Origin of the sequence: Amycolatopsis sp. CA-128772, assembly GCF_002904295.1 — a bacterium.
GTDB lineage: Bacteria > Actinomycetota > Actinomycetes > Mycobacteriales > Pseudonocardiaceae > Amycolatopsis.
In genome coordinates this window covers 127,699-142,391 of record NZ_PPHG01000003.1, presented here as the reverse complement: position 1 = coordinate 142,391, position 14,693 = coordinate 127,699, and the positions used below count along the sequence as shown (strand labels likewise).

Annotated in this window: 15 protein-coding genes and 1 tRNA gene; 9 read left to right on the top strand and 7 right to left on the bottom strand. The window is 68.1% G+C overall.

Annotated elements, in window-relative coordinates; genetic code table 11:
* The first annotated feature begins 95 nt into the window (after positions 1-95).
* Positions 96-269 carry a hypothetical protein gene (locus tag C2L59_RS48490; RefSeq protein ID WP_233223196.1) on the top strand — a complete coding sequence of 58 codons (174 nt, stop codon included), beginning with the start codon at positions 96-98 and terminating at the stop codon, positions 267-269.
* 163 nt (positions 270-432) lie between these two features.
* Here the strand turns inward: C2L59_RS48490 and C2L59_RS46910 are convergent, their stop codons facing one another.
* Positions 433-4,320, bottom strand: a complete 3,888-nt coding sequence (locus C2L59_RS46910; RefSeq protein WP_146060245.1) for a hypothetical protein — start codon at positions 4,318-4,320, stop codon at positions 433-435.
* 213 nt (positions 4,321-4,533) lie between these two features.
* Positions 4,534-4,617 (bottom strand) — tRNA-Leu (locus tag C2L59_RS01025).
* 617 nt (positions 4,618-5,234) lie between these two features.
* Here C2L59_RS01025 and C2L59_RS01020 point away from each other — a divergent pair.
* Positions 5,235-5,645 carry a cellulose-binding domain-containing protein gene (locus C2L59_RS01020; RefSeq protein ID WP_103347702.1) on the top strand — a complete coding sequence of 137 codons (411 nt, stop codon included), beginning with the start codon at positions 5,235-5,237 and terminating at the stop codon, positions 5,643-5,645.
* Here the strand turns inward: C2L59_RS01020 and C2L59_RS01015 are convergent.
* Positions 5,642-6,532, bottom strand: a complete 891-nt coding sequence (locus tag C2L59_RS01015) for a LysR family transcriptional regulator (RefSeq protein WP_103347605.1) — start codon at positions 6,530-6,532, stop codon at positions 5,642-5,644. The genes C2L59_RS01020 and C2L59_RS01015 overlap by 4 nt on opposite strands.
* 94 nt (positions 6,533-6,626) lie before the next feature.
* Here C2L59_RS01015 and mdlC point away from each other — a divergent pair, with 94 nt between their 5' ends.
* The 4 genes from mdlC to C2L59_RS47345 are packed head-to-tail and all read left to right on the top strand — an operon-like array spanning position 6,627 to position 11,062.
* A complete protein-coding gene (mdlC, locus tag C2L59_RS01010; RefSeq protein ID WP_103347604.1) occupies positions 6,627-8,195 on the top strand; it encodes a benzoylformate decarboxylase in 1,569 nt (522 codons plus the stop codon).
* A 2-nt stretch (positions 8,196-8,197) separates the two neighbouring features.
* A complete protein-coding gene (locus C2L59_RS01005) occupies positions 8,198-9,625 on the top strand; it encodes a benzaldehyde dehydrogenase (RefSeq protein WP_199198850.1) in 1,428 nt (475 codons plus the stop codon).
* A gap of 20 nt (positions 9,626-9,645) precedes the next feature.
* Positions 9,646-10,869 (top strand): aromatic acid/H+ symport family MFS transporter, encoded by a 1,224-nt coding sequence (locus C2L59_RS01000; protein ID WP_103347602.1) that lies wholly within the window; start codon positions 9,646-9,648, stop codon positions 10,867-10,869.
* 31 nt (positions 10,870-10,900) lie between these two features.
* A complete protein-coding gene (locus C2L59_RS47345) occupies positions 10,901-11,062 on the top strand; it encodes a hypothetical protein (protein WP_158263008.1) in 162 nt (53 codons plus the stop codon).
* Here C2L59_RS47345 and C2L59_RS47725 read toward each other — a convergent pair.
* The 3 genes from C2L59_RS47725 to C2L59_RS00990 form a co-directional block, all read right to left on the bottom strand.
* Positions 11,059-11,232 (bottom strand): hypothetical protein, encoded by a 174-nt coding sequence (locus C2L59_RS47725; protein WP_199198849.1) that lies wholly within the window; start codon positions 11,230-11,232, stop codon positions 11,059-11,061. The genes C2L59_RS47345 and C2L59_RS47725 overlap by 4 nt on opposite strands.
* Positions 11,233-11,275: 43 nt before the next feature.
* On the bottom strand, positions 11,276-11,509 hold the full coding sequence (locus C2L59_RS00995) for a DUF6480 family protein (RefSeq protein WP_103347601.1): 234 nt from the start codon (positions 11,507-11,509) through the stop codon (positions 11,276-11,278).
* Positions 11,510-11,571: 62 nt separating this feature from the next.
* A complete protein-coding gene (locus C2L59_RS00990; RefSeq protein ID WP_103347600.1) occupies positions 11,572-12,180 on the bottom strand; it encodes an HSP18 transcriptional regulator in 609 nt (202 codons plus the stop codon).
* A 101-nt stretch (positions 12,181-12,281) separates the two neighbouring features.
* Here C2L59_RS00990 and C2L59_RS00985 point away from each other — a divergent pair, with 101 nt between their 5' ends.
* Both C2L59_RS00985 and C2L59_RS00980 read left to right on the top strand, forming a co-directional pair.
* A complete protein-coding gene (locus tag C2L59_RS00985) occupies positions 12,282-12,698 on the top strand; it encodes an Hsp20/alpha crystallin family protein (RefSeq protein WP_103347599.1) in 417 nt (138 codons plus the stop codon).
* A 291-nt stretch (positions 12,699-12,989) separates the two neighbouring features.
* A complete protein-coding gene (locus tag C2L59_RS00980) occupies positions 12,990-13,541 on the top strand; it encodes an ANTAR domain-containing protein (RefSeq protein ID WP_233223195.1) in 552 nt (183 codons plus the stop codon).
* A 37-nt stretch (positions 13,542-13,578) separates the two neighbouring features.
* Here the strand turns inward: C2L59_RS00980 and C2L59_RS00975 are convergent, their stop codons facing one another.
* Positions 13,579-14,025, bottom strand: a complete 447-nt coding sequence (locus C2L59_RS00975) for a nitroreductase family deazaflavin-dependent oxidoreductase (RefSeq protein ID WP_233223194.1) — start codon at positions 14,023-14,025, stop codon at positions 13,579-13,581.
* Positions 14,026-14,434: 409 nt separating this feature from the next.
* On the opposite strand from C2L59_RS00975, the gene C2L59_RS46905 reads away from it, so the two are divergent.
* Positions 14,435-14,692, top strand: coding sequence for a hypothetical protein (locus C2L59_RS46905; protein ID WP_146060244.1), 258 nt, complete (start codon positions 14,435-14,437; stop codon positions 14,690-14,692).
* The last annotated feature ends 1 nt before the right edge of the window (position 14,693 follow it).

Below are 14,693 nucleotides of genomic sequence, written 5' to 3'. Positions count from 1 at the left end.
CGCTGCCGCCACGGCCACACCAGCGCCCGCAACCGCCCACCAGAACTCGCCAAAACGCCTACGTCCGCGAAGACCACATACTCGACGATCTCCGCGTGCGATTCGCCGAGACCGTCGGTGCCGATGGGGCCGCGATCGCCGACTACCTGAGATCGAACGACCTAACGATCATGTGCGGCGGCCCGACCCGAGAAGTCAAAGCCTGCAGCCCACAATCCGCACTTGCCACGATAGACGAGACCGCCTGCGGCCAGCTGCTGTTACTCTGACCTGGCCGCGACGCGCGGCTCTATGGGGTAATTGAGTGTCCGAGGACGATCTTGCTCGCTATCTACACGCCTTGGATTGCCGCAATGAGTAACCCGGGCTCCGCGAGTCAAGCTTCCATGGCACGTTCGACTCGCGCGCAAACTGAGAATAACAGCGGCGCGCTCAATTGCTATCGGTCAAGCTAGGGAACTCATCAGCAATCGCGACAACTACCGCCGACTGAATATGCGCAAGGACGTCCAGCGGTGTCACCCAACTGCCAAGGTGAAGTGCACGCGCAATAAGTGCTGCGGCACGATTTGGCTCGACAAATTTGGCTACGGCCGCCAATGCCTCTGCCTGCCAGTCTGGCTCAGTTATTGAATTTGCGATCTTTTCAGCTCGACCGTGGTCGCCGATGGCAGCCACCGCCCTGGCCAGTGAAATCAAACCCTGATCGCGTACATAGGACGTAAGAGATTTAACCACCTTTTCGGTATTCACGGATAGTGCAACGGCCGCATCGAGGTCACCCGTGACCGCCAGCGCCTCAACATTGACTGCAAGCGCCTCTGCCTGCCAAGATGGCTGGAGGACAGAGAAGTCGAATAGCTTCGCAGCGCGATCGACCTCTCCAGCAACGACAGCTGCTTTTAGGACAAAAATTAAAGCGTCGAACTGCCTGTATGAATGAGTGATCGAGCGGGCGAGCGTCTCGGCGCGTTCTAGGTCTCCGACGGCTGCAACCGCCCTCACCAAGCCGATCAATGCCTTCTCTCGCGAATGCAGTTCGGTGATTGAGCGGATAATAATCTCAGCTTGGTTGACTAGCGTCGCGGCCCGATCGAGGTCACCATTGACCGCGACTGCCTCCGCCAGCGCGGCCACTGCATGTCCGCGATAGGACGGATCTATAACGGACTCCACGATCGCCTCAGCCCTGTCTAGGTGGCCGATCACGCCCACCGCCCTTATAAGGCTGATCAAAGCTTCCGCCCGCCACAATAGCCTGTCGGTCGAGCGGGCCATCGTCTCCGCCTGGGCAGCCAGCCTAGAAGCTCGCTTGAGATCATCGAGAGTAATTGCCGTTTCCGCGAGAGTTGCCAACGCCTCCACCTGCCAGTACTCCGTGATCGATTGCACAAGAGTTTCAGCACGAGCGAAATCGCCGGCAGCGGCCACCGCCACCGCTAAGGCGACCAGCGCATTTGCCTGCTGATCTGTCTGCTGGCCCGCCCGCTTACCGTCTCGGTAGCTGATGGAATAGGCTAGTGTTTCGGCCCGGTCGAGGTCTCCACGGCAGATCGTCGCCTCAACTAAATTCGCCAACGCGTCTAACTGCCGGTGCGGGTTGGTGATGGAGCGGGCAAGTGTCTCGGCCCGGTCAAGGTCGCCAGCGCCTGCTACCGCGCTCACCAATGCGGCCAACACCGCTCCACGATCCCGTGCGTTGGAGATAGAGCGCGCGAGCGTTTCGGCCCTGTCAACGTCGCGAGCAGCGACCAGCCCTTCTACCAGCCGACTAAACGCCTCTACCTGGTGATAAGATTCAGTGATCAAGCGTGCAAGACTCTCAGCCCGATCGAAATCGCCAACTGCGACCAACGCCTCCGCTACCGCCTCGAAGGCCTCGCACTGCCAAGCCGGATAGGTAGTGGAGTGCATTGAGCGCGCAAGACTCTCAGCCTGGTCGAAATCGCCGACGGCCACCAGCGCTTCGACCGCTAATCCCAATGCCCGAAGGTGCAAGGGCGGATCTGGGATAGACTGGGCCAGGACCTCAACTTGGACGGCAAGCCTGGCAACTCGTTCGAGATCACCGACCGCCGCCGCTGCCTCCACCAGCGCACGCAAGGCCTCCACCTGCGGACCATCATCAAAGATAGAGCTGACAAGGGCCTCGGCGTGCGAAAGAAGCTTGGGAACTCGCATGAGATCACCGTCCGCTGCCAACACCTCCACCAGGACCCCCAACGCCCTCACCTGCGAACCTTGATCGGGCATAGAGCAGACAAGGTTCATAGCCTGGTCGACGTCGCCGGCAGCAGCCGCCAATTTAACAAGGTCTATCAATACATTTACGCGCATGAATGGTTCAGCGATTGACAGGACAAGAACCATGGCTTGGTCGAAATTGCCAGCAGCGGCCGCCGCCTCGGCAACAAATCCCAACGCCTCCTCTCGCTGATACGCCTCACTACCAAGTGATCGCGCAAGGGCCTCAGCCCGAGCCAAATCACCGAGTTCTGCCCATACTTTGACGAGTCGTTCAGGCATGTTCGCGTTGCGTTCCACGAGATTTCCACGATGGATAGCCAGTCGCACCATAGCCAACAGGTCCGGTTCATGACAGTCAATAATCATCAATTCCGCAGTCGAAATCTCCGCAAAGGCAGCCGCATCTCCACCTGTGAGATTCAGCATCCGGTCATGGCGATCCCGGTCAACGGCATAGGCGACCATCCTGGGCAAATCATTGACTGTTTGCAGCATGCCGTAGTAGCCGTCCAGCAAGTATTGCGGCGTATCTGCAGGCCACCTCCGTTCGCGGTATTGCTTGGCCCAGGTATGCAGGCGCTGCCTATAGGCGTCCAGACTCGCGCCAGCGAGATACTGGGCAGCCAAGACTTGGAGTTCCACGTGACCAAGCGCGTAGACGTGGCAAAAAGAATCGCGCTGATGTCGACTCGGGTAACGAGTGAACGTCCGACCCGACACAGAGCGCAAGGTTTCCTCGATCTGCCACACCGCGCAGCCCGTCAACTCGACAAGGTCCAACAAGGTCAGTCCACCAATTGCCGCAGTGATAAGCCCGAGAAGATCTCGATCCAGCGGCTCCCCCTTCAGCAATCGCTTAAGGTCCCGTTGCCCATCTGCCATATTCGCCTGGGCCTGCGGGGACTTATCGAGAATCCGAACGATACTCGGATCTCGCAAGCAGTGACCATCAGGCACATCAGCCGGTATCGGAGGATCCGGACGTCCCGCGATGACTACCCGCAGCCCAGGAACCTGCCGGGACGGCAGTAAAGCGGCAATGCTATTACTGCTCGACTCACCATCCTCGTCGAGACCATCCACAAGCAGCACGAGGCGCTCATCGCGCTCCATACATGTTTGAGCGGCCCGCGCAAGCATGTCTAAGAAGTGCACCTCTCGAGTGGCCTCACTCAAATAAGCTGGCATCGACTCGCCCAACAGCTCGGCCAACTGTTCAAGAATCACGTCAACGAATCCATGTCGACGATCATGATTTGAGTATCGAGCCGTGACAAAAAAAGACACGATGCGCACCCTTGCAGGTGGATTAAGCGCAAACCACGACATCAACGCCGACTTACCTGCCCAAGCCGGAGCTTGCCACCATAAATAGCCACCTTGACTAGAGCCAATACAAAACTCCGCCAACTCTGCTAACTCTCGCCCACGCCCCTCCAAAACTGACGGCGCAATACTATATACAACTTGCCGATACCCAGAATGCACCGCAGGAGCGACTTGTTCGGATACGTTGATTTGAAGGTTGTCTCGACCGACTTGTAGAAATCCAGAATCTTGAGCGTTGACCGTCACCCATGTCCCCAAGTCTGACACTGCACCTTCGGCCGCCATACACCCCGTTGGGTCGATCAGCAGAAAATTGCTTCTGACGAGTGCCATAGAAGGCTGGTCAAGCAGGGCCGACACTCGTTCCAGGTGATATATTTGCGTAGGCCCATCGACGCTTTCTTTAAGCTGCGCACGCTCGGCGAGCGACACTTCTTGATTGGTGACGAAAGCCATCCCGTCTGCGCTATTCCTCTGCACACCGCGAAAGTCCGCGACGAACTTCTTCCTGATATCCGCGAATCGTTGCTGACCGCGAGGGAAGTAGACAGCCATGACCCAGGTGCGACCGTCACGGCGCGCGATGGCGTCCTTGCCGCCGTCCGGTCCTCCGAGCGGATGGCTCGGGTCTAGATCAGTGAAGCCCTCGGCGAGCAGAACCTGAGCGGCCAAGCGTTCTGAAGGAGCCTGCCCACTCGTCCAGGCCAGCAAACGATGCCATGTCTCGTCACTCCGGATCGCCACCGTCCCATCGTGTCATGAGTCCGCAGTAAACTCCGGCATGGCAACGACGTGGCCCGGCAGTGTCGATGCCCTCGGCGACGTCTGCGGAACCCTGGCCGACGCAACGACGGCCGGCATGAGCCGCCTGTACCGAGCCCTGAACCTGGAGCTACGCTACGAACCAAAAGAGCTGGCCGTCTATGCGACGGCCAGCCCGGGTGTAGATAGTGCGTGTGTCCGAGGGGGGACTTGAACCCCCACGCCCGTTAAGGGCACTAGCACCTCAAGCTAGCGCGTCTGCCATTCCGCCACTCGGACCTGCTGAGAAAAGAGTATACGGCCCCTCCGTCCCCTCCTTCAGGGGGGTCCGGATCAGCGTCCACCTCGCCTCTGGCAAGATCAGCAAGTTTCCCTCCCGGCCCGCCAGCAGGGCACCCTCCACCCCATCCGTGACCTGCCCACCACCGCCGAAACGCTGGTTTACAAGACCGCCGTCGCTTCCTAGGATTCGGCCGCAGAGCTGCGCGTTCGGGCGCCCTCGGGGGAGTGGAGGTTCGTCTATGGCGCGCGGTCGGCGGGGGGCTGGTGATCGGCTCTCCGTTGATGATCTTCTTCGGGAAACCGGGGCCACTCCGCGGTCGATCCTCGGGGCTTCGCCCGATGTCCGGGTGCGGGATGACGATACCGGCGAGGGCTACCGGGAGCGGCTCGAGCAGCGGGCCCGTGAAGCCGCCGCGGGGCAGCAGCGGGCTGGGCGGCGGATTCGGTGGGTCTCCGCTCTCTGCGGGGGCCTTGTCGTCGTCGGGAGCCTTGTCATCATCGCCGTCACCTCGGAAAGCTCTCCCGGGCGGCAGGCCGCCATGGCTCCTGCTCCGCTTGCGCCCGCCACGACCACTCCCACCGTGGCCCGGGTCTCGACCGTGACTCCGGCTCCGATGCCCACCGTGCTCCGGCAGACGTCGGCGTCCCCCACCTCCAAGACCACCTCACAAGCCGCTCCACCGCCGCCGCCGGTTGTCGAGAGGGCGGGGTGCACCGTCGGGTACGCCGTCACCGATCAGTGGAACAACGGGTTCACCGCCGGGGTCTCCGTCACCAACACCGGCAGCCGGACGCTCACGCCGTGGACCGTCACCTGGACCTTCACCGCCGGGCAGCGGGTCACGCACAGCTGGAACGGGGACTACTCCCAAAGCGGCTCGCGGGTCACCATGAAAGCCGTTTCCTACAACCTCACCCTCGCCCCCGGCGCGACCGTCGACATCGGCTTCAACGGCGCCTTCGACCACGGGAACCCGGCGCCCGCCGGCTTCGCGCTCGACGGCGCGAGCTGCACCACGCGCTAGCCGAGCACCGACTGCATGAAGCCCACCAGCCAGTGCTGGGCCGGGCTGCGGGCGTGCGTGTGCCGCGTGTACACCGACACCTGGGCCGGCTCGACCTCCAGGGGCAGCTCGAACAGGCGGACGCGGTGCTCGGCCGCGAACATCTCCGCCACCAGGCGCGGGACCATCGTCACCAGCTCGCCGTCCTGGACCAGGTACGGCAGGGCCGCGAAGCGCGTCACCTCCAGGACCACCCGGTCCAGCAGGCCGCACGCCTCCAGCGCGCGGCGGGGGCCGTCGTGGCCCGTCGGGCCGAACACCGTCACGTGGCGCTCCGCGGCCAGCTCCTCCCGCGACACCGCGGCGCCCAGGCGCGGGTGGTCGTGCGCCACCATGCCCAGGTAGCCCTCCGAAAACAGCGGGATCCGGGCGACGCGCTGAGAGCTGATCAGCGACGATGCGATGAACGCGTCGATCTCGCCGCGGCCGAGCTGGTCGGCCGCGCGGTCGACGTCCAGGGGCCGGACGGTCAGCGTCACCCCGGGCGCGACCGGGGGCAGCGCCGCCATCAGGCGCGGCAGCAGCGAGATCTCCCCCAGGTCGGACAGGCACAGCGTGAACGCCGCCCGGGCCGTCGCCGGCGAGAACGACCACGCGCCGCTTACCGCCGCCTCGATCTCCGACAGCGCGCCGTGCAGCGGTTCGTAGAGGGCGCGGGCCGTCGTCGTGGGCACCAGGCCGCCGCCCGTGCGGCGGAACAGCTCGTCGGAGAACCGGCGTCGCAGCTTCTGCAGGCTGTAGCTGATCGTCGGCTGCGTGACGTGCATGGACTCGGCCGTCGCGGTCACGCTGCGGGTCTCGTACAGCAGCACGAACGTGCGCACCAGGTTCAGGTCGAAGTCTTGCATTATCGATCCCATCGATGAAGCAACGAGCCAACATTTATTGGAACACAGGCGCGCAGCTCCATAGGGTCGGGCCAACTTCGAGGAGGACCCACCGATGCCCACCGCCCGCCGGCTCGCCCACGAGTTCCTGGACCGCCGTGGCCTGACCACCATCTTCGGCAACCCCGGCTCCAACGAGCTGCCGTTCCTCGCCGAACTGCCCGAAAACTTCCGTTACGTCCTGGGCCTGCACGAAGGCGCCGTCGTCGGGATGGCCGACGGGTACGCCCAGGCGACCGGCCGCCCGGTACTGGTCAACCTGCACGCCGCCGCCGGCTCCGGCAACGCCATGGGCGCGCTGACCAACGCCGTCCACTCCCGCACGCCGCTGGTGCTCACCGCCGGCCAGCAGGTCCGCTCGGCGATCGGGCTGGAGGCGATGCTCGCCAACACCGACGCCACCCAGCTGATGCGCCCCCTGGTCGGCTGGGCCGGCGAGCCGAGCTGCGCCGCGGACGTCCCGCGGTCGCTCGCGCAGGCGGTCTTCGAGGCCGAGCTGCACCGGCGCCCCAGCTACCTCTCGGTGCCCTACGACGACTGGGCCGCCGAGCTGGCCGAGAACCCGATCCTCGACCGGCAGGTCCGCAGGGGCCTCGCTCCCACCGAGGCCCAGCTCGCCGAGCTCGTCGCGACCATCGCCGCGGCGAAGAACCCGGCCCTCGTCCTGGGCGGCGACGTCGACACCGGCGACCTGTTCGACCGGGCCGTCGCCCTGGCCGAGCACCTGGACCTGCCGACGTGGGTGGCGCCGTCGCCGCACCGGCTGCCCTTCCCCAACCGGCACCCGCTCTTCCGCGGCGTGCTGCCCGCCGGCATCGCTCCGGTGTCGGCCGCGCTGACCGGGCACGACGTCGTGCTCGTGCTCGGCGCGCCGGTGTTCCGCTACCACCAGCACGTCCCCGGCCGGTTCCTGCCCGCCGGCACCCGGCTGATCCAGGTGACCGACGACTTCGGCGCCGCGGCCCGCGCGCCGATGGGCGAAGCGCTGGTCGCCGAGCCCGCACCGGTCATCGAGGCGCTCCTGCGGAAGGTCCCGGCCCGCACCGCACAGCGCGGCTACGTCGAAAACCCGGAGCCGAAGACCGGCGAGCGGGCGCTGCACCCGGAGCAGGTGTTCGCCGCCCTGCGCGACACCCAGGACGGCGCCACGCGCTACGTCGTCGAGTCGACGTCGACGAACTCCGCCTGGTGGCGCCAGATGGACCTGCGGCACCCGGGGTCCTACTTCTTCCCGGCCGCCGGCGGGCTCGGGTTCGGCCTGCCCGCCGCGGTCGGCGTCGCGATGGGCAGCCCGGACCGCCCGGTCGTCGGCGTCATCGGCGACGGCTCGGCGAACTACGGCATCACGGCGTTGTGGTCCGCGGCGCACTACCGCGTCCCGGTCACCTTCGTGATCCTGCGCAACGGCGTCTACGGCGCGCTGCGGTGGTTCGGCGAGCTGCTCGGCACGCCGGACGTGCCCGGCACGGAGATCCCCGGCCTCGACTTCACGGCCATCGCCGCCGGTTACGGCGTCGAAGCCACCACCGTCACCGACGAAGACCACCTGCGCACCCAGCTCAAGACGACCACGGACGGCCCGCGGCTGATCCAGGTCGACACCGAACCGACCTCCCCGGAGTGATGATGACCCTGTTCGAGAACGAATTCCACGGCGGCACCGGCGGGACGCACCCGGTCGTCGAACCGGCCACCGGCGAAACCCTGGGCCACGTCGGCGTCGCGACGCCGGCCGACGTCGCCGAAGCCGCCACGGCCGCGGCGAAGGCGCAACGCGACTGGGCCCGCCGCAAGCCCGCCGAACGCGCCGCCGTGCTGCGCCGCGCCGGCGAGCTGTGGGAGGCGCACGCCGCCGAGGTGCAGGACTGGATCGTGCGCGAAGCCGGTTCGACGCGGCCCAAGGCCGGCATCGAGACCGAGATGGCGGCGGGCATCTGCTTCGAGGCCGCCGCCCTGCCCACCCACCCGCTCGGCGAGGTGCTGAGCACCGGCGAACCGCGCTGGTCGCTGGCGCGGCGGGTGCCGGCCGGCGTGGTGTCGGTGATTTCGCCGTTCAACTTCCCGCTGATCCTGGCGATCCGCTCGGTCGCGCCGGCCCTCGCGCTCGGCAACGCCGTGCTGCTCAAGCCCGACCTGCGCACCGCGGTGTCCGGCGGTGTCAGCATCCTGCGTGTCTTCGAGGAGGCCGGCCTGCCCGAGGGGCTGCTGCACCTGCTGCCCGGGGACGCCGCCGTCGGCGCCGCCGTGGTCGACGCGCCGGAGGTGTCGGTGGTGTCGTTCACCGGCTCCACCGCCGCCGGGCGGAAGGTCGGCGAAGCGGCCGCGCGCTCGCTCAAGCGCGTCCACCTCGAGCTGGGCGGGAACAACGCGCTCGTTGTGCTGCCGGGCGCCGACGTCGCCAAGGCGGCCTCCGCCGGTGCGTTCGGCTCGTTCCTGCACCAGGGCCAGATCTGCATGACGACCGGCCGCCACCTGGTCCACGAGTCCCAGGTGGACGCCTACGTCGAAGCCCTGGCCGAGAAGGCGCGCCGGCTGCCGGTCGGCAACCCCGCCGCGGGCGACGTCGCGCTGGGCCCGATCATCGACGACCGCCAGCTCGCGCACGTCACCGACGTCGTCGACCGCAGCGTGGCGGCGGGCGCGCAGGTGCTGGCGGGCGGCAAGCCCGACGCGCCGTTCTACCCGCCGACCGTCCTCTTCGGACTGGACGACCGCACCCCGGCGTGGCGCGAGGAGATCTTCGGCCCGGTCGCGCCGGTGCGCGCCTACCGCGACCTCGACGAGGCCGCGCGGCTGGTCAACGACTCCGAGTACGGCCTGTCCGTCGGCATCCTCGGCGACGTCGGCACCGCGATGAAGCTGGCCGAAGAGGTCCGCTCGGGCAAGGTGCACATCAACGAGCAGACCGTCGGCGACGAGCCGACCGCGCCCTTCGGCGGGGTCGGCGACTCCGGCAACGGCTCCCGCTTCGGCGGGGCGAAGGCCAACATCGAGGCCTTCACCGAGACGCAGTGGCTGACCGTCCGCGCGGACATCGCGAACTACCCCTTCTGAACCCACCCTGGAGTACGGCAATGACGACGTCTCCCGCCCGTCCCGTGTGGACGGCGGTCCTCTGCTGGCTGACCGTCCTGCTCGAGGGCTACGACCTGGTCGCCCTCGGCGCCACCATCCCGACCCTGCTCAAGAGCGGCTACCTCGGCTTCACCGCGGCCGGCGCGACCGCGGTGGCCACCGTGTCGCTGATCGGCGTGGCCGTCGGCGCGGCCTGTCTCGGCCCGCTCACCGACCGGTTCGGCCGCCGCGTGATGCTCATCGGCTCGGTCCTGCTGTTCTCGCTGTTCACCCTCCTGACGCCGCTCGCGCCGAACGTGGCGACGTTCGGCGTCTTCCGGTTCGTCGCCGGGCTCGGCCTCGGCGCGTGCATGCCGGTGGCGCTCACGGTGATGTCGGAGAACCTGCCCGCGCGGCGGCGGGCCAGCGCGAGCACGTTCACCATGACCGGCTACCACGTCGGCGCGGTGCTCACGTCGATCCTCGCGCTGTACGCGAAGGAGGACTGGCACCTGCTGTTCTACGGCGGCGGGATCGTCGGCCTGCTGGCCGTGCCGCTGATGTGGTGGAAGCTGCCGGAATCCGCGGCCTACCTCGCGGCGAAGGAGGCGCCGGCCACCGAGCGCGTCGGGCTGAAGGACCTGCTCGGCACCCGTTTCCGGCGGATCAGCATCGCCGTGTGGACCGGCTCGTTCATGGGGCTGCTGCTGGTCTACGGGCTCAACACCTGGCTGCCGCAGCTGATGCGGACCGCGGGCTACCCGATTTCGACGTCGATCACGCTGCTGCTGGTGCTCAACATCGGCGCGGTGCTCGGGCTGGTGCTGGCCGGCACGATCGCCGACCGGTTCGGCATCCGGCCGATCGCGCGGATCTGGTTCGGCGCGGGCGCGGTCCTGCTGGCCGCGCTGAGCCTGCGCATCGGGAACGCCTTCCTGCTCAACACGGTCGTACTGCTGACCGGCGTCTTCGTCTTCTCCGCGCAGGTGCTGATCTACGGCTACGTCGCGCAGGCGTTCCCGGCGCAGGCCCGGGGCACCGCGCTCGGGCTGACGTCGGCGGTCGGGCGGCTGGGCTCGATCCTCGGGCCGTTCGTCACCGGCGCGCTCGTGACCGCGGGGGTCGCCTACCCGTGGGGCTTCTACTTCTTCGCCGTCGTCGCCGCGTTCGGCCTGGGCGCGGTGCTGCTGCTGCGGAGCGAGCCGCGGACGGAGGCGCGGTTGACGCCCGTCTCCGCCGGGTAGCCGACCCGGAACGGCTACCCGAGGAGAAACGATGTCGCAGCCGCACGACGAGACCGGCGAAGTGGACTCGAGCGGCAACCCGGTCGGCGAGCCGCCCCGCCGCGACGAGCCGGACGGGCCGCTGGAAGACGAAGACGCGAAGGCGCGGCCGGGTCACCCGGCCACGCAGGAGAACTTCCGCGGCACCGGTTAGACGGTGTCTTCCGGCTTGCGCCGGCCCAGCGTCGCTTCGGGGTGTTCGGTCCGGCGGTCGGAGTCGCGCAGGACCTCGCGGGCCTGGCCCGCGGGGTCCGCGCTGTCGACGGCCTGCTCTTCGGGCAGCAGTTCGGCCCGGGTTTCCGTCCGGTCAGGGGTGTCGTCCATGCCGGGCTGGTACCCGTTCCGCGGCCGCTTCAGACACGCCGCTTCAGACACGCAGCCAGCCGATGGCCAGCGAAAGCACCAGCGCCGCCACCATCAGCACGAGCACGCCGGTGAGGACCAGCCAGAGCACCGGCATCGCCTTGGACGGCATCGGCTGCGGGTGCGACAACCCCGACGTCTGGGCGGAATCCGGCGGCGTGCTGCCCGGCGGCACGCCCCCTCCGGCTTCCAGGTCCGGCGTCCGGCGGGGGTCCGGGTCCGGGGGTTCGGCGGTCATGGCGGCACGTCCTTCCGTCGCTCCCGCGGCGGGTGCCCGGCAGGCGGCCGGGCAAACCCGGCTCAGTCGCGGGTGCGGCGGTGGCCGGCGGCGTCGCGGCGGAGCTGGTCGGCGCGGGCCGAGATCTCGCCGAGCTCCTCGGCCAGCCCGGTGTGCACGTCGGCGAGGTGCGGCCGGGCGGCGGCCAGCGGCGGGAGCAGCGTCGCCGGGTCGTCGTCCCCGAGGGCCGCGCCGATGCGGTCGGCGCTCGCCTGGGCCGCGGGGCCGAGGCCGTCGAGCGCGCTGACCTGGCCGGCGATCCGGCGCAGGATGGCGGAGTTGCGCCGGGCCCAGTCGGCGACCGCCCGGTCGCCCGCCCGCCGGTCGCGTTCCGCGTCGACCCGGGCCTCGCCGGTCTTCTCGCCGGTGTTCGACGGCTGCAGCCGCAGGTAGCGCCGTTCCGCGGCCTGACGGCTCGCGACGCCCAGCGCGGGGGCGAGCGCGACCCAGCTGGCGCCGGCCGCCCGGGCCGCGGTGATCAGCTCCGGTTCCCAGCTCGCGAGTTCCTCCCGCAGCAGGCGCAGCCCGGACAACGCGGTCAGGACCTGGTCCCGGTCCACCGTGCCGGCCCGGGCGCCCGCGACGACCTCGTGGATCCGCCGGAGCGCGCCGGCGGGGTCGGTTCCGTCCATCGTCATCCTCTCGACGACCTGGTTCTTGTCATCGTTTTGACGACATGCTAGAACAGAAGTGCGTGTTGACACCAGCTGTCAGTTCCAGGAGGTGGATCCCGATGGTGATGCGCACCGACCTCGACCGGTTCGCCCAGCAGGTCTTCGGCGCCGGTACCTGGTCGAAACCGGCCACGATGCCGATGGACGCCTACCGCGCCGGCGACGAGTTCGTGGTGTGCTTCGACCTCCCCGGCGTCGATCCCGCCGCCGTCGAGCTGGACGTCGAGCGGAACGTCCTCACCGTCAAGGCCGAACGACGGCCCCGGCCGACGGGTGACGACGTCCGGATGCACGTCTCCGAACGGCGGCTCGGCGTGTTCTCCCGCCGGCTGTTCCTCGGCGACACCCTGGACACCGAGCACATCACCGCCCACTACGACGCCGGGGTGCTGACCGTCCGCATCCCGATCGTCGAAACGGCGAAGCCGCGCCGCATCCAGGTCGACGGCGGCGAGGGCACGCAGCGCCGAGCTTGACTCGACCGAGGCGGGCCGGGCACGCGGCCGCCTCCCGCCTCCCACCGCGCCGAGGAGGGTTTGCGGTGACCGGACTGACCACGAAGCCCCCCGCCGTCCCCCTGCTGGAGGAACTGCTCGCCCGGATCACGGCCGACGTGCCGGGCACCCTCGGCGCGGCGGTGTCGGTGCACCCGCGCGGCGGCCCGCTGTACGCGGCGGCCACGTACGGGCTCGCCGCCGCCTTCGTGCCCGTGCAGCTGAACGGGTTCGGCGGCCCGGTCCCGGTCGCCGGTCACCACCGGCGCGCCGGTGGTGACCGGCGACGTCTTCGCCGACGACCGCTGGCCGCACCTGACGCTCACCGGCCTGCTGGGCCACCACCCCGAGTTCGCGGCGGACTGGGCGCGTGTGCGCGGGGTCGCCGCGCTGCCCGCCACCTGGGACAACGAAGGGCTCCTGGTCCTGTCGGTGGTGCTCGACCGGCCCGCCACCGAGGAGACGGTGAGTGTGCTGCGGCGCCACGAACGGCTGGCCACCATGGCCCTGGTCGTGGCCGAAGCGGCTCAGCCGGACCGCACCGAGCAGACGCTGGACCTCCTGCAGTCGCGCGCGGCACTCGAGGAGGCGAAGGGCATCGTGATCGCCCTGCGCCGCTGCGGCCCCGACGAAGCGTGGTCCACGCTGCGGCGGGCGAGCCAGGAGTTCAACGTCAAGGTCCGCGAACTCGCCGTCGCGCTGGTGGAGCTGATCGCCGGAGCGCCGGCCCCCCAGCCGGACGGCGAGCGGACGATCACCCCCGGCCCCGCCGCCCGCCGGGCCGCCCGGCAGGTGCTGCACGCCTTGGAAAAGGGCTGCCGCTGAGCCAGGCCCGCTCGACGCCTCAGGCCCGCCTGACGCCTCAGGTCGGTTCGACGCGGAAGACCGCGATGCGCCCGGCGGCCGCCGCGACGCCGTCCGGCGTGGGCGCGTCGGCCAGCCCGGTGGTCACGAACCGCTTCCCCACGCTCGCCGGGCTCGTCTCGACCAGCTTGCGCAGCACGGGCCGCCGCTCCTCGACGGGCAGCTCGGCCAGCCGCGCGGCCGACGAGCGCCGGCCGCGGGTGAGCGTCACCTCCCCCGCGGCCCGCACGTTCGCCACCCAGGCCGCCTTCGGGTAGGCCTGCACGATGTAGCGCTCGCCGTCGATCGGGAGGACGGCGATGGGGAAGGTGCGCGGCACACCGGTCCGCCGCCCGGGCACGGTGAGCAGCTGCATCGGCCCGAAGGCGACCCCGAGCCGCTGCAACCCCACGACGATCCGGTTGCCGGCGTTGACCATCCGCCGGTAGTTCTGCGCTGTTGTCATGACGGCGACAGTACACGAGATCGTATGAGAACCATATGATCTCGCTCTCGTATCTCCTGCTCTCCGCTTGCAGCAGCCGGCGATCGAAGCCGACAGGTTTCCACCCGCGTGCCACGGCGCCGTCACACCGAGGAAACGGCGACCGCCGGAAGCAACCTTGTTGATTACTCACAGTAAGTTACCGCGACGCCGGACCCACGAAGACAGAAACGTCGGCAAGTTTCTCGGTTCCGATGTCGAAACCACGCGACCTGCCGATCAATGTCCAGTTTTTGTCGCATCAGCAGCGAACTGCCACAAATGTCGATCTTGATTTTCTTGCCACACGCTATTACTCCGCGTGCTACGCTTCACGATCGTTCGCGCTGCTCTGAGTTGGTATTGATCGGGTCGGGGAGGGTGTTCCTGCGTGTCTGATGCCGGAGGTGGCTGGTCCGGAGAAACGCCTGTTGACCCACTGGAGATCAAGTCTGCCCAGGATTTCGCGGTGGCATTGAACCAGCTCCGCGCCCGGGCCGGGCTCTCGATCAGGAATCTGGCCAGGGAACTTGAATCGGAATCGGGCGAAGCGGTCCCCTTCCACGCTTGGTGGCTGGTTCAGCGGCAGTCACCTGCCGACGTTGAAGCTGTCGATCGTCCTTCCGCACCTGCTGCGCTTATGCGGTGAA